At 31.2% G+C, this 15,769-nt stretch carries 14 protein-coding genes; all 14 read right to left on the reverse strand.

What is annotated here, in order from left to right; genetic code table 11:
* Positions 1-14: 14 nt before the first annotated feature.
* Complete coding sequence (gene proC, locus B5D41_RS00485; RefSeq protein WP_078808634.1) at positions 15-818, reverse strand: pyrroline-5-carboxylate reductase; 804 nt, start codon at positions 816-818, stop codon at positions 15-17.
* 83 nt (positions 819-901) lie between these two features.
* Positions 902-1,603: a YggS family pyridoxal phosphate-dependent enzyme gene (locus tag B5D41_RS00490; RefSeq protein ID WP_078808635.1), complete on the reverse strand. Its 702-nt coding sequence runs from the start codon at positions 1,601-1,603 to the stop codon at positions 902-904.
* 119 nt (positions 1,604-1,722) lie between these two features.
* On the reverse strand, positions 1,723-3,036 hold the full coding sequence (locus B5D41_RS00495; protein WP_078808636.1) for a PhoH family protein: 1,314 nt from the start codon (positions 3,034-3,036) through the stop codon (positions 1,723-1,725).
* A 2-nt stretch (positions 3,037-3,038) separates the two neighbouring features.
* The gene (locus B5D41_RS00500; RefSeq protein ID WP_078808637.1) at positions 3,039-4,007 is read right to left on the reverse strand and encodes a biotin/lipoyl attachment domain-containing protein; all 969 of its coding nucleotides are present in this window, start codon (positions 4,005-4,007) and stop codon (positions 3,039-3,041) included.
* 131 nt (positions 4,008-4,138) lie between these two features.
* Positions 4,139-4,789: a phosphate signaling complex protein PhoU gene (gene phoU / locus B5D41_RS00505; RefSeq protein ID WP_078808638.1), complete on the reverse strand. Its 651-nt coding sequence runs from the start codon at positions 4,787-4,789 to the stop codon at positions 4,139-4,141.
* A 36-nt stretch (positions 4,790-4,825) separates the two neighbouring features.
* Positions 4,826-5,590 carry a phosphate ABC transporter ATP-binding protein PstB gene (gene pstB, locus B5D41_RS00510; protein ID WP_078808639.1) on the reverse strand — a complete coding sequence of 255 codons (765 nt, stop codon included), beginning with the start codon at positions 5,588-5,590 and terminating at the stop codon, positions 4,826-4,828.
* Positions 5,591-5,619: 29 nt separating this feature from the next.
* On the reverse strand, positions 5,620-6,471 hold the full coding sequence (gene pstA / locus B5D41_RS00515; protein WP_078808640.1) for a phosphate ABC transporter permease PstA: 852 nt from the start codon (positions 6,469-6,471) through the stop codon (positions 5,620-5,622).
* Positions 6,471-7,364, reverse strand: a complete 894-nt coding sequence (gene pstC, locus B5D41_RS00520) for a phosphate ABC transporter permease subunit PstC (protein WP_078808641.1) — start codon at positions 7,362-7,364, stop codon at positions 6,471-6,473. Before pstC ends, pstA begins: the two co-directional genes overlap by 1 nt.
* 166 nt (positions 7,365-7,530) lie before the next feature.
* On the reverse strand, positions 7,531-8,460 hold the full coding sequence (locus B5D41_RS00525) for a PstS family phosphate ABC transporter substrate-binding protein (protein ID WP_078808642.1): 930 nt from the start codon (positions 8,458-8,460) through the stop codon (positions 7,531-7,533).
* 107 nt (positions 8,461-8,567) lie between these two features.
* A complete protein-coding gene (locus B5D41_RS00530; protein ID WP_078808643.1) occupies positions 8,568-9,293 on the reverse strand; it encodes a response regulator transcription factor in 726 nt (241 codons plus the stop codon).
* Between the two features lie 95 nt (positions 9,294-9,388).
* Entirely contained in the window at positions 9,389-11,653 is a 2,265-nt protein-coding gene (locus B5D41_RS00535) for an EAL domain-containing protein (RefSeq protein ID WP_078808644.1), read from the reverse strand.
* Between the two features lie 38 nt (positions 11,654-11,691).
* Positions 11,692-13,410, reverse strand: coding sequence for a methyl-accepting chemotaxis protein (locus tag B5D41_RS00540; protein WP_234983854.1), 1,719 nt, complete (start codon positions 13,408-13,410; stop codon positions 11,692-11,694).
* A gap of 90 nt (positions 13,411-13,500) precedes the next feature.
* Positions 13,501-14,448: a PstS family phosphate ABC transporter substrate-binding protein gene (locus B5D41_RS00545; RefSeq protein WP_078808645.1), complete on the reverse strand. Its 948-nt coding sequence runs from the start codon at positions 14,446-14,448 to the stop codon at positions 13,501-13,503.
* Positions 14,449-14,946: 498 nt separating this feature from the next.
* Complete coding sequence (locus B5D41_RS00550) at positions 14,947-15,408, reverse strand: chemotaxis protein CheX (RefSeq protein WP_078808646.1); 462 nt, start codon at positions 15,406-15,408, stop codon at positions 14,947-14,949.
* Positions 15,409-15,769: the final 361 nt, after the last annotated feature.

Consider the following 15,769-nt stretch of genomic DNA (forward strand, 5'->3'; position numbering starts at 1 on the left):
TCCTTATTAATATTTTATAATTCCTTTGATCTTTCAGTGGCCGCAATTACTGCTTCCATTAATCCTGCTCTTAATCCAGCTTCTTCTAATTTATATAAACCTTCAGCAGTAGTTCCTGCTGGTGAAGTAACTTGATCTTTTAAAGCAGCTAGATGTTGATCACTTTCAGCAGCTAATTTAGCCGTTCCAATTAAAGTCTGTATAGCTAAATCTTTTGCCTTTTTCTGCGAAAGCCCCATTTTAATTCCACCAGCTACTAATGCTTCTAATACTAATAATACATAAGCAGGTCCACTCCCACTTAAACCAGTTACTACATCCATTAATTTCTCTTTAACCTGTACTACAGTTCCAATAGGATTCAATAATTCTTCTACTTCTTCACCTAGCTCCTGACTAGCATAACTCCCTAATGAATATGCAATAGCTCCTTCTTTTACTAAGGCTGGGGTATTAGGCATAATTCTTACTACTGAAATGTTTACTCCAATTATCTCTTCAATCTTAGCAGTACTTACTCCTGCAGCAATCGAAAACACCTTTTGGTCTTTAGTAAAAGAACCATTTAATTCTTCTAAAACCCCGCCAATCACCTGAGGTTTAACAGCTAAAATTACATAATCACTCTTTGCTACTACTTCCTGATTATCACTTATAGTTTTAATTCCGTATTCCATCTCTATTAACTCTCTACGTTCCTCTGTAATATCACTGGCAATTATTTGTTTAGAACTGGCTTTACCACTGTCAATCAATCCACTAATTAAAGCTTCTGCCATAGAGCCAGCACCTATAAAACCTAGTTTATATTCCGACATTTTCTATTCACCTCATGCTCCTTATTATTAACTATATTTTATCCATTAATTCATAAATTACTAATTAAAGAAAAATATTCTATTTATTTGTATTGGCGTGGTCCAAAGATTGCTGAACCTACCCTAACAATAGTAGCACCTTCTTCAATAGCTACCTCATAATCATTAGTAATCCCCATAGATAATTCTTCCATCTCTATATTTGAAATATTCCTTTTCTTAGCCTCTTCAAATAATTCTTTTAACTTTCTAAAATAAGGCCTTACTTTTTCAGTGTCCTCCACATGAGGTGCCATAGTCATTAAACCTTTAACTTTAATATTATTAAACTCTGAAACTTCTTGTAAATAACTCATAAGATTTTCAGGTTTTAAGCCAAATTTGTTTTCATCACCGGCTGTATTGACTTGAATTAAAATATCGATTACTCTATCATTCTTATTGGCTCGCTTATTAATCTCTTTAGCTAATCGAAGACTATCAACAGAATGAATTAAATTACATCTTTCTCTACGCATCAAATATTTGACTTTATTTCTCTGTAAATGCCCAATCATATGCCAATTAACTTCTGCATTTACTTCTCCATATTTATCTCTTAACTCTTGTGCTCTATTCTCACCTAGATCAAGTACTTCAGCATCTACTACTGTCTTAATCTCTTCAATTCCTCTAGTTTTAGTAACCGCTATCAATTTTATATCATCACTATCTCTACCGACTCTTTTGGCTGCAGTTATAATATTCTCTCTTACTCTCTTTAAGTTTGCTTTGATTTCTGACATAGCTCCTACCTCCTTACTCTATTATTTCGTGATTAATAATAACTATCCTTCATTAAATATTTTATAAATAATTATGAAAAAGAGATACAACCATTGGCTGTATCCCTTTAAATAAAGATCTATAAGAGTGATGCTGCTAACTCTGCTAATTGAGATCGTTCTCCTTTGTTTAAGGTAATATGGCCAGCAATCTCTTCATTTTTGAATCTTTCTACTAAATAAGTTAACCCATTGCTATTACTATCTAAATAAGGGTTATCTATCTGATAAGGATCTCCGGTCAAAATAATCTTTGTACCTTCTCCAACTCTAGTAATAATTGTCTTAACTTCATGAGGAGTTAGATTCTGAGCCTCATCAACTATAATAAATTGTTGGGGAATACTTCTACCTCTAATATAAGTTAAAGCTTCCATTTCGATTAAATTCATATCCTGTAAATCTTGAATTATATCTGAAGCTTCTCCTTCCCGTTGACCCCCAACTAAGAATTCCATATTATCAAAAATTGGCTGCATCCAAGGACGTAACTTTTCTTCTTTATTTCCAGGTAAATAACCTAAATCATTACCCATTGGCACAATAGGTCTAGTAACCAGTAATCTATTAAAGTTTTTTTCTTCTACTACTTTTTCTAACCCTGCAGCTAAAGCCAATAAAGTCTTTCCAGTTCCAGCCTTACCAACTAAAGTGATTACTTTAATTTTATCATTTAAAAGTAAATCAAAAGCACACTGCTGTTCCTTATTCCTAGGTCTAATCCCCCAGCTTTCCGGTTTTTGGAAAATTAAAGGTTTTATTACCCCTTCTTTATCATCATACCTACATAATGCCGATTGTGAACCACCTACATTATCTTCCAACAATACAAACTCATTCGGATAAAAATCTTGTTCTAACTTTAACTCATTCTCAGTATAAAATTGATCTATTAATTTAGGATCTATTTGTAAAGTAGATAATCCTGAGTATAGCTCTTCAATATCTACTTTATTAGTTTCATAATCTTCAGCTTCTATACCTAAGGCATCAGACTTAACTCTCATATTAATATCTTTAGTTACTAAAATAACCGGTTTTTCTATATCTTTATCTTCATTCAACCCCATAGCTGTAGATAAAATACGATTATCTGGTTTGGTTTTATCTAGCCCTAAGGGTAATAAATCAACAACTTGATGATTTAATTCTACCTTAAGACTACCTCCTCTTTTTAAGTTAACTCCTTCATAGAGTCTTCCCTCATCTCTTAACTTATCTAAATACCGAGAAACTTCTCGTGCATTTCTTCCTATTGAATCTTGTCGTTTTTTTTGAGAATCTATCTCTTCAATAACAACAATAGGAATTATTACATCATTATCATCAAAAGCAAAGATAGCTGTAGGATCATGGAGTAATACATTAGTGTCTAAAACATAGATTTTTTTCATAATTATCCCTCCATTTTTTGTTTAGGTTTTTCAAGAATTTGAATTCCTAGACCAACCCCTTTAACTATAGCCTTTTCTTCTCCTTTGCTTACCACTTTTATTTCTTTAAATGAATGTTTATCATCTTGTATGACCATTACTCCTGTTTTAGAACCTTTTTTAACTAATGCTGAAATAGGAACTGTAATACCATTATATGAAGACCTAATTAATTTTACATCTGTTTTCCTCAAATTTAAGAAAAGAGGTGGGAAGCTTTCCACTCTTAAAACTAATAAATCCTTAGGTTTACTTTCAATTATATGATCGACTTTAGCAGAAAATTTTTTTTGAATCTCTTTCTCTAATAATTCAAATCTGACTTCTGTTCCTGCTTCAAATAAATAACTCTTATTTTTAGAAAGTGGCATAATTAAATATAATAAATAATTTTCAACTATCTTAAATATAGGTCGACCATTATTTAGTTTTTCTCCATCATTAACCTGATTTACCTTATATCTTAACTTTTTATAGCGATCATAGTTCAAACGTTTCAAATTATCAATTGTTAAACTTGACTCTAAACCATCTATATGATAACTCACTACACCACTATTATAAGTATATAATTTGTGTCTTGTTTGATTATTCTTAATATTAGCTATTAAAGTATTAGCACTTACTCTTTGTCCTTCTTGCACTTTAATCTCTAATTTACCTGATATAGGCGCAATAGTAATCTTTTCATTTCTAATAAAAAGCCCTTCACCCTCAATTGCCTTTATAAGCTGCCCCTGCCTAGTTAAAACTGTTCTACTAGTAGAATGAATAAATAGATTAACCACAAAAGATAAAAATATAATAAATAGAATGAAGGTAACTAATACTTTAGTAAGTTTAGCACTTTGATCAATTATATTTTTTTGTTCTTTGATTAAATCTTTTTCTTCTTTAGTAATCCTTCTTCTCTTTTTATAATTATTTTTCACACTCATCAGCCATCCTTTATGCTAAATCCACTTATATATGTAATATTCTACATAAAACAAATGAGTCCTTTTATTAAGAATAATTAAACCTCCTAATTGTTTATAGGAGGTTTAATTAAATATTATTCATCTTATAGACTAACTCTCTTTCCAGTTACCATATATACAATTCGTTCACAAATATTTGTGGCATGGTCAGCAATTCGTTCTAAGTATCTACCAGTAAACATTAAACGAGTCGCCTGGGTAATCGTGGAGGCATCTTCCATCATATAAGTTAATAATTCTCTTAAAATCTGCTCATTAATTCTATCCACTTCTTCATCCATATCAGCAACTTCCTTAGCTTTATCCACATCTAGGTTAACAAAAGCATCTAAACATTCTCTAACCATCTCTTGAGTGATTTTAGTCATCCGAGGAATATCTACTAAAGGCTTAATTAAAGGTTCATTTGCTATTTCTGTTGTAATTCTAGCAATGTTATACGCATAATCTCCCATACGCTCTAAATCTGTAATTATTTTAGAAATCATCCCAATCGTTCTTAAATCTCGAGCTACAGGTTGTTGTAAGGCAATTAATTTAATACATTTCTTCTCAATTGTAACTTCAAATTCATCAATCTGATCATCATTTTCCATTACTTCCTCAGCTAGTTCTACATCACCTTCTGCCAAAGAGGTAACAGCTTTATGAATTGCTTCTTCTACCATGCTTCCCATCTTTAATAATTCTTGATTCAGTTCTTCTAACTCTTGATCAAAGTTTTTTCTAACCACCTAATTATTCCCTCCTCATATTTCATATTTAAATTATTAACCAAATCGACCAGTTATATAATCTTCTGTTCTCTGATCTTCTGGTCGTTCAAAAATTTTCTCTGTAGGCCCCGCTTCTACTATTTCTCCAGTTAAAAAGAAGGCAGTATAATCAGAAATCCTAGCTGCTTGTTGCATGCTATGTGTTACAATCACAATTGTGTAGTTCTCTTTTAATTCCTCTACTAGTTCTTCAATTTTAGCAGTAGCTACTGGGTCTAAAGCAGATGTAGGTTCATCCATTAAAATAACATCAGGATTAACTGCTAAAGCTCGGGCAATACATAATCGTTGCTGTTGTCCTCCTGAAATACCAATAGCAGATTTATCTAATCTATCATGTACTTCATCCCATAAAGCAGCCCTCTTCAAACTTTTTTCTACAACTCTATCTAATTCTTCTGGACTTTTAACTCCATGTGCTCGCGGACCATAAGCTACATTATCATAAATAGATTTAGGAAAAGGGTTCGGATCCTGAAAAACCATTCCTATTTTCTTCCGTAAATTAACTACATCTAGATTCTCTTGATATATATTTTCACCATCAATTAAGACTTTTCCTTCAACTTTAGTTCCTTCAATTAAATCATTCATACGATTAAGAGTTCTTAAAAAAGTTGATTTCCCACAACCTGAAGGTCCAATTAATGCAGTTACTTGATTAGCTGGTGCTTTTAAATCAACATTCTCTAATGCTTGAAAATCATCATAATAAAAATCTAAATCTTCTACTAAAATTTTATTCAAATTATTACCCATCTATTTTCCCTCCTGATTCAAAAACTAAATTATTTATACCGATTTCTTAACCAAGATCGTAATACAATAGCGATTAAGTTCATAGATAAAACTAATCCTATTAATACTAAGGCAGTTCCATAAGCTAAAGGCCTTACTTTAGCTATATCGTGGTGCTGCGTTGCCATAATATATAAATGATAAGGTAAAGCCATAAATTGGCTCGAAATTGATTGTGGTAAAAACGGTAAGAAGAAAGCTGCTCCAGTAAAAAGAATGGGTGCTGTCTCTCCAGCAGCCCTAGCTAATCCTAAAATAGTTCCTGTTAAAATCCCAGGAATAGCATAAGGTAGCACATTCGTCCGAATACTGTGCCATTTAGAGACACCTAGAGCTAAAGAACCATGTCGATAAGAATTAGGTACTGCTTTTAACGCCTCTTCACTGGCTGTAATTGTGACTGGTAGCGTCATTAAACCTAAAGTTAAACCTGCCGACAAGATTGAAGTCCCAAAACCTAAAATATTAACAAATAAAGCTAAGCCAAAAAGCCCGTAGACTATCGATGGCACACCTGCTAAATTTCGAATAGCCATTCTAATTAACCTAGTTACCTTACCTTGACTAGCATATTCATTTAAATAAATAGCAGCAAAGATCCCTAATGGAATTGCCACAAGGGCTGTAATCAATGTTACATAAAAGGTTCCTACAATTGCCGGCCAAATACCACCTTCTGTCATTCCCTGCTTAGGAGCTGTAGTGATGAACTCCCAATTGATGACCCCAATTCCCTTACTAACAATATCGTATAAAATAATACCTAAAATTAATAAAACTAATGCCATAGATAAACGTAATATAGTAAAACCAATCTTCTGTTTCATTTCAGTCGACTGCATTATTCACCCTCCCCATATTTATGGAGAACTATATCCGACACTAAATTTACTAAAAATGTCATTAAAAATAATACTAATCCAATAGCAAATAAAGAGTAATAATGGGTAGTATTATATGGAACTTCTCCTAATTCTACTGCAATAGTTGCTGTCATAGTTCTAACTGAATCAAAAATACTATTTGGAAAGGCTGGAGCATTTCCTGTAGCCATCAAGACTGCCATTGTTTCTCCAATAGCTCGTCCCATTCCTAACATAACTGCTGCTATAATTCCCGATAATGCAGCTGGAATTGTAACAGAAATTAAAGTATGCCATTCATTAGTTCCTAATGCTAAAGATGCCTGCTTATATTCATCTGGAACAGCCGAAATAGCATCTTCTGAAATACTAATAATAGTTGGTAAAGCCATAATACCTAATAAAATAGAACCATTAATTGCATTTAGACCATTACTTAAATTAAATACTTTAGAAATCATTGGACCTACTAAAACAATCCCTAAAAATCCAATAACTACCGAAGGAATCCCGGCCAAAACCTCTACTGTAGGTTTTAAAATTTCTCTTACTTTTGGATGGGCTACTTCTGCTAAATAAGCAGCACAAGCTATACCAAGTGGTACAGAGAAGATTAATGAACCAATGGTAACCATTAAAGTACTATATACCAAACTTACAATTCCATAACTAGGCCCAGAATACGCCGTTGGATTCCAGCGAGTAGAAGTTAAAAATTCTTTAATACTAACTTCATTAAAAGTTGGCAAACCTTCTTTTACTAATAGAGTAAAAATACCGATTAAGACAATAATTGCTAGAAATCCATTTCCAAAAAAGAATAATTCTATAGCTCTTTCTTTAAATTTGGAAATTTTGTTCCTCTTCTCCAATTAAAACCCTCCTGTCACTAAATTGACCAAAAAACAACTGGAGATTTTCATTCTTTTTTAGATTTATTTCATGAAAATCTCCAGTCTTTATTTAACCATGGATTTATTGCATTTAATTCCTTAAATCATTGAAATATTTTAAATAAATTTACTACTTACTATAAAATTATTCACTTAAATGCTTTTCATTAAGATCCTGGAATTTAGGACTAACAGGATAGAAACCTTGCTCTATAGCTATTCCTTGACCTTCTTCGCTTAATTCAAATTCAATAAAGTCTAATACAACTCCTGTCGGCTTACCATTTGTATATTGATTTAGCGGTCTAGCTAATGGATATGCTCCGGTCTTAACATTCTCTGCTTTAAGTGGACTAGCAGGTTTTGCATTAGCATCTTTAGCTATATTAAGTACGTTTAATCCCTCTACAACTTTATCTTCCTTAACAACATAACCAATTCCTACATAACCAATTCCTGTTTTATCAGCTTTAAGAGCTTCTACAATCTGAGCATTACCGTTCATTCGCTTCATATTAGCTGTATAGTCACCTTTTAATACATTATTACGGAAGTAAACGAAAGTTCCGGAGTTACTTTGACGACCATAAGTAGTAATTTTTTGATCAGGTCCGCCAACTTCTTTCCAATTAGTAATTTCTCCTTTGAAAATTTGACCAATCTCATTAACTGTTAAATCTTTAATTGAATTATCTGCATTAACAACTACTGCTAAACCATCCATAGCAACTACAAACCTCTTAACATCTACCCCATTATCTTCTGCTTGCTTAATCTCTTCTTCTTTCATAACTCGAGAGGCATTAGCAATATCCACCTTATCATTAATTAAAGCAGCAACTCCTGTTCCTGAACCTCCACCAGTTACTGAAAGTGAAGCCCCTTCTTTTTTAGCCATATAATCTTCAGCTAAAATTTGTACCATATTTACCATTGTATCTGAGCCTTTTACTTGTACATAGCTCTGTTGCTGTCCTTCTTGATTCTGAGCTCCTCCACAGCCTACAAGAAATACTCCTGTAACTACTAGCATACTTAATAAAATAATTGCTTTCTTACTGAATAAATTTTTCATCCTTAAGCCTCCTATTATTTTTTTGGTCATTTTTTTCACCAGTTTCATTATAACAATTCAGTGTTAAAGTTATATTACGATCATGTTAAATTTTTGTTAACAAAAATTTAACTCTTAATTTTAGTATTATTATTACAAACTAATTTATACCCAAATCCACGTATAGTTTCAATTATAAGGTCTTGTTTTATATTATACTTAGTAAATTTTTTTCTTAACATCCGAATATGCACATCCACTGTACGAATACTACTAAACGTTTCATATCCCCAAACTTTTTCTAATATTTCATCTCTTGAACATGCTTTTCCTAACTTATCAAGTAAATAATTTAGTAAATCAAATTCTTTATTAGTTAAATCTACTTCTTGACCATTAAATAAAACTCTATGTCCCCTTAAATCTAAAGTTAAACCACCATACTTAAAATGATCCTTTGACCGCTTGGAAGACTTTGAATTTAACCTTTTTAAAATAACTCTTACCCTAGACACTAGTTCTCGTGGACTAAAAGGTTTAGTTAAATAATCAGTAGCTCCTAATTCTAACCCTTCTACTTTATCCTCCACATCTGTCTTTGCGCTTAAGAAGATGATTGGAATCCTTTGAGTAACAACTTCTTCTTGTAACTTTCTGCAGATTTCAAATCCATCTAATTCTGGTAACATAATATCTAAAATAATTAAATCAGGAAGAATCTCTTTTACTTTATTTAATGTTTGTTTACCACTTGAAGCTAGATAAATTTGATAACCTTCTTGAACCAAATTATAATTTACTAATTCTAAGATATTCTCTTCATCATCTACTACTAAAATTCTTTTATCCTTCAAATTTCAAACCTCCTGACTTTTTACTTCAATTAAATTATCTCAAATCTATGTTACAAGAACTTTAGATTAATGTTAATATTTTGTTAAAACTTGACTCAATCTATATTAATTAAATAATTACTTCCATCTAACCTCTTAACCTTATCCTTTAATTGGGCAGCTACTCTTCCGACTTCAAATTGATTCTTCAAATTATAGTCTATGGTCTTTACGACTGCAATAGAAATCGTTGGTTGATTTAAATTTCCATTTAAGTTTAAATTTTTAACCTCTTTCTCATACTCAGCTATTATCCTTTCAGCTACCTCTTTTACTCGTTTAGGTTCAATTATCATTAAGAAATCATCTCCACCAATATGACCAATAAAATCCTTTTCTTTAGCTAATCCTGTTAAAATATTAGCTACTAACTTAATAACTAAATCACCACTTTCAAAACTATAATAATCATTAAATACTTTAAAGTTATCAAGATCAATATAAAGAATAGCTAAATCCAAGTTATTATCTAACATCTTGCCTAATCGTTGGTTAATTAAAGTGTTTCCTGGTAATCCTGTTAGAGGATTCGAATTTTGAGCTGTATTTAACTGCAAATTAGTTATTTTCTCTAATAACCTTCTTACTGAAATAGTTCCTTCATACTTCCTGTTCTTAGTTACTATAATATAATCATATATCTTATCATATCCTCTACTCATTGCCATTCTTGAAGCTTCTTCAATAGAAATGTCTTCTTCAATAATTAATGGATTCTTATCCATCACTAATTCAACCGATCGTTGCATAAATAACGGTACCCCAAACCTTTTACCTAACTTATTATATAATTTATCCTTCATTATTAATCCTATAGGGCTATCTTCTTCATCGACAACTACTATCCCATTTAAGCATTGATTCCTTTCAAAATAATTTACAACTTCTTCAACTAAATCATCTTTTTGTAAAGCAATATCATATCGAATAATATTTCCTATACTTAAGTCGTCTATAGTGAATATATTATTTAATTCTTTATTCTTCCATTTAATGAAATGTTTTAATTTATTATCTAGTCTCTTAGGTTTCAAAAGGGGGGGCTGGATTAAATAACCTTGTCCATAGTCTACTCCTAATTCGATTAATCTCTCTAATTCATCATAAGTCTCTATCCCTTCTCCTACTACTTTAGCATCTACTTGATGAGCAAAGTTAACTATTGCTTCTAATAATGCTTCTTTAGTAGGATTTGAATTAATATCCCTAACCAAAGACATATCTAGCTTTATATATTGAGGATGTAACTCAGCTATAGTCTGCAAATTAGCATATCCAGCACCTAAATCATCTACAGCTATTTGATAACCCTGACTTGAATAATGGTTAAGAGTCTTACGGAAAATTTTAAAATTTGTAATAGCCGTCTTTTCTGTAATTTCAAAGATAATATCTTGATTATTTATTTTTAGTTCAGAAATTATCTTCTGAGTAATTCCTTTCTTAAAATCATCGACTTCAATTACTTCTGGACTAACATTTAGTGATAATTTTCTACCGTCTAAAAATTTATTGGCTTTAACTAATGCTTTCCTACGACATAGCCTTTCTAAATCCAATAATAAATCAGTTTCTTTAGCAAAATTAAATAATCGATCAGGCCGTTCAAAACAACTTCCTCTTGGCCCTCTAGTTAAAGCTTCATAGCCTATTACCTCTGCTGTCTGTAACGAAATTAATGGTTGGTATACTATTCGAATATTTTCTTGATCTATTATTTCATTTAACATTTCCCGACGGTACATCCACTCTTTAGTTTTTTGGTCTTTGGCTATCTGTTCTGCTTCTCTAATGGCTTTATAAATTACCTTCTCTATTCTAGTTGTTTCAGTTTTCATAATCACTGTATAGCCTAAATGTAAATCTAAAACTTCTTCAGTATAGTCTATTTCATTTAGCTTAACTACTACATTTGACTTAATTCTATTGGCTATTAAATTTAAAGATCTTTCTGCTTGACTTTGTTCATCATCTAACCCTGCTAAAAATATAATAAAGTCATCCCCACCACGATTACTAATTCCTATCTTGTTATTTGATCTTAATAGCTTTTCACAAACATCATCTAATATATTACTTACACTAACTAATACCTCTTCACAAACCTGCTGTCCATACTTTTCTTCAACCTTACTAAAATTAATAATATCTAAATAAACGATTCCAATATTCTTCTTTTGCATTAAATGTTTATGTAATTGATTATAAAATACTGGGATAATAGGTAAACCTGTTAAATCATCAGTTAAATTCGCTTTTAAGTCACTACAAATACTTTTATCAAATACTTGTGCTACTAAACCTTTAACTTTGTTAAACATCTTATCCCCCCTAAGCCATTGGGTTGTCCATATTCTTACTAAACTTTAAATTCTTGAATTAAGTCATTTAAGTCTTTAGCCATTACAGCTAGCTTATCTGCTGAAAGAGTAACTTTTTGCGAAATATCTGTAACTTCTTTGGTAGCATCTAATACATTATTACTACCGGCTGCTAATTCTTCAGTAGCAGCTGTAGTCTGCTCTAAACGCTCTGCAGTCTCATCAATTGAATTATCAACTTGAGCAAAAGCCTCTCCAGCTTCTTTGATTATCTCTTCACCTTCAGCTACATCTTCTTGTCCTACTTGAATAGCTTCTATGGCGGAAGATGAATATTTTTTATTTTGAACAATTAAATTATCAATCTTCTTCGTTGCTTCTGTAGTTTCATCTGCTAAATTTCGAATCTCATCAGCTACTACAGCAAAACCTCGCCCATGCTCTCCCGCTCGAGCTGCTTCAATAACTGCATTTAAAGCTAATAAATTAGTTTGATCTGCAATCTCATTAATTAATTCTGTTATCTGTCCAATTTCTTGTGATTGTTGATTTAAATCATCTATATTTTCAGAAACTTGATCTACTGCTCTACTAATGTTATCCATTTGATCTGTTGCTTTATGAATCTTCTTATTCCCGGCATGAGCAACATCAGTAACATTTTGAGCAAATTCCATAATCTCTTGACTACTACTGGCTACTTGCTGTACTCCAGCTGACATTCCTTCTACTGTCATCACAGTAGTCTCAATAGCATTGTCAGTCTCTATTGCAGAAGTGGATAGTTTTTTACTAAATGTAGTTACTCTATCGGCTGTATTTTTGATATTATTAATTAGTTTCGAAAGGTTATCTACCATTAAGTTAAAAGCTTTTGCTAACTCTCCAATCCTATCTTCTGTTTTAACTTCTAACTTATCAACTTTTAGATTTCCAGCTGCCAATTCATGACTAAAATCAACTAATTTCTGTAATGTATTTACTAAATTCTTCTCTAATATTGTTACAACTATAATGGAAATTAATAAAGTTACTATAAATAAAGGAATCGATGAAGTATAAATCCAATTAACATTTTGGCTGAAAGTCTTTACTGAATTTTGACGTCTTTTAGTAAAGATAGAATTCAACATATTACTAGCATAAATAAGATCATCTCTAGTATTTTCTATAGCAGTCATTGGTACACTGAAATTTACTATTCCATTATAATCTGGTACCTCTTTACCATTCTTTATCCTATAGACTGGAATTAATTCTTCTTCAAAAATTTTATTAAAGGGTACATTTCGCTCCATCAATTCTCTAAACAAGTTCTTCTCTCGTTTAGTATTCAAAACTTTCTTTAACTTATTTGCAATAGTTTGAATCTCTTTTTCATGCCTATTAAAGTGAACTACCCCTCTTTCATCATTATTAGATAAATCAATAGCATCTATATACTTAGCTCTAACTAAATTTGATAATTTTAAAACATAATACATATTGTTACCAGCAGTCTTTAAAGTATCAAAATTATCTTTCATTTCATTTAAAAAGAATAAGTTCATACTAAAGCCTGACAAAAATATTAAAATAACAATTAAAAAACTTACAATTAACTTATATTTGAATTTTAACTTATTGAATTTATCACCTAAAAAATTAAACTTAATCTTTTTAAAGTTGATAATTTTTTTTGGAAAACTAATACTTTTAGTTTTCTTCTTATTAATAAATGCAGAAACTCTTTCTTTAATAGATGTAAAAATCTTCACCTTTCACCCCTCCATTCTCAATATATAATTAAACCTAGCTTATCAATTGATAAGCTAGGTTTATTTCTAATATTTAATCTCCTTAAATAATTAGTTATTTAAGTTTTTCTCATTAATCTTTTGATATTCAGGACTTACTGGGTAGAAACCTTCTTCAATTGCTGTTTGCTGTCCCTCTTCACTTAATTCATACTTAATGAAATCTAATACTATTCCTTCTGGAGCACCATTTGTATACTGATTTAATGGTCTAGCTAATGGGTAAGCACCTGTTTTAACATTTTCTGGTTTAAGTGGGCTAGCAGCCTTAGAATTAACATCTTTAGCTACATTAAGTACATTTAACCCATTTACAACCTTTCCATTCTTAACTACATATCCAATTCCTACATAACCGATTCCAGACTTATCAGCTTTAATAGCTTCTACAATTTGAGCATTACCGTTCATTCGCTTCATATGTGCAGAATAATCACCTTTTAATACGTTATCTCGGAAATAAACGAATGTTCCGGAGTTGCTTTGACGTCCATATAATGAAATTTCTTTATCTGGCCCTCCAACTTCTTTCCAGTTAGTAATCTCTCCTCTATAGATAGCACCGATTTCATCAATAGTTAATTCTTTAACTGGACTATTTTCATTAACTATAACAGATAATCCATCCATAGCAATTACAAATCTATATGGCTTAACACCATTTGCCTTAGCTTGTTCAACTTCTTTGTCTTTCATTGCTCTAGAAGCATCTGCAATATCAATTTTATCATTAATTAGAGCTGCGATTCCTGTTCCTGAACCTCCACCAGTTACTGCTAATGAATAATCAGGGTTCTCTGTCATATAATCTTCAGCTAAAGTCTGTGCCAAATTAACGATTGTATCAGAACCTTTCACCTGAACATACGTCTGTTCTTGTTCCTCTTTATCATCTCCTCCAAATGGCCACCAAGCGTCTACTTGTCCGCTAGCACCAAATACCACTCCTACCGCTAAAAGTAATACTAAAGATAATGCTATTCCTTTTTTATTAAACAATCCAATCTCCTCCTTAGAGTTTTAAGTTTTTTTGTTGAGAATTTAATCTCTCTCAACTAACTTCAATTACAGTATAGCATAGCTTTTTTGCAAAAAGATTAAAAGAATATTAAATCTTTGTTAAAAAATAAAGTTTATCTAAAAAGGACATATGTCCTGGATTTACTAGGACATATGACACAAACTATTTTTTCTAGTTACATGTATTTACAATCAGTATAAAATATGGTATACTTGAATTGTGAATTAAATAACATTGTTAATAATTTTTCCTCTCCCTCTCTTCATTTGGTACCTGTTTGCGATTAGTAAATAGGTACTATTTTTTTTGAAAATATACTATCATAATTTATTATAGACTCTTAATATAATACACATATTAATTAAATGTAATATTAAAACTAAAAGGTCCAAGGCATGTACATGCCTTGGACCTTTTTAAATATATACTTATATGTACTAATAGTAATTTTATTTTAAAGAAACTTATATATCTATTTAAACTCTAGTAATTGAAATATTAATTTCAAATTCACCAATCTCAGTATTTAATGGAACAGATAATATCTTCTTCGAACCCATGGAAATAGTCTGATCCGTACCAATAATCACTTGAGGAGGAGCAATATCACAAGTATAATCCCCATCATGCAGATTAGTCATAGCCTTACCACTAATGATATTAGCCAATTCTCCAATAGCTGACATAACAAACTTATCTAACTCGTCCATCTCCATACCAGACATCTTTTTAACTATCTCTAATGCCATATCTTCAGTAAAACTAAAAAGAATAGAGCCTTTCAAATCACCAGTCACACTGATAGAAATGTTAGCTTTTTTAGTCGAAATTGTGTCTTCTTTAGTCTCAATTTCTCCTTGATTAACTTTTAATTGGAGCATATTCTCCAACACTTCATCAGTAGCAATTAAAATAGAATCTATGTAGTTAGCCTTCATCTTATCACCTCCATAATTATAGCTCTTATGCTAGTTACTGACAATATAATCCGCAAGTTTTTAGTCTTCATCATACTCTCCATCTTCGAATTATTTCTTAAACTTTCCTATATTAACTTTAAATTCTTCATGAATCCTCTGATGTCCTTTATAATTTGGATAATTATACTTCTTCTGAATTTTTTCTTCTAAATTGAAGTGAGTATCTAATCCTTTCTTCCTAACTATCTTTATGAAAGCATTTAAGCGTTTAAATAATTCTTTATGCTGTTCATCTATTCCTTAAAACCTATCTTTAGACCATCTCGCCAAATCACTAATAACCCCTCCCTTTTTATTATTTATGAATACTTATTATAAG

Source organism: Selenihalanaerobacter shriftii (assembly GCF_900167185.1).
GTDB lineage: Bacteria > Bacillota > Halanaerobiia > Halobacteroidales > Acetohalobiaceae > Selenihalanaerobacter > Selenihalanaerobacter shriftii.

Excerpts from the sequence above, each read along its gene's own strand:
- pstB (WP_078808639.1), bottom strand. The coding sequence starts at position 5,590 with ATGGGTAATAATTTGAATAAAATTTTAGTAGAAGATTTAGATTTTTAT.
- B5D41_RS00550 (WP_078808646.1), bottom strand. The coding sequence starts at position 15,408 with ATGAAGGCTAACTACATAGATTCTATTTTAATTGCTACTGATGAAGTG.
- B5D41_RS00535 (WP_078808644.1), bottom strand. The coding sequence starts at position 11,653 with ATGTTTAACAAAGTTAAAGGTTTAGTAGCACAAGTATTTGATAAAAGT.
- B5D41_RS00525 (WP_078808642.1), bottom strand. The coding sequence starts at position 8,460 with ATGAAAAATTTATTCAGTAAGAAAGCAATTATTTTATTAAGTATGCTA.
- proC (WP_078808634.1), bottom strand. The coding sequence starts at position 818 with ATGTCGGAATATAAACTAGGTTTTATAGGTGCTGGCTCTATGGCAGAA.
- B5D41_RS00495 (WP_078808636.1), bottom strand. The coding sequence starts at position 3,036 with ATGAAAAAAATCTATGTTTTAGACACTAATGTATTACTCCATGATCCT.
- pstA (WP_078808640.1), bottom strand. The coding sequence starts at position 6,471 with ATGCAGTCGACTGAAATGAAACAGAAGATTGGTTTTACTATATTACGT.
- B5D41_RS00490 (WP_078808635.1), bottom strand. The coding sequence starts at position 1,603 with ATGTCAGAAATCAAAGCAAACTTAAAGAGAGTAAGAGAGAATATTATA.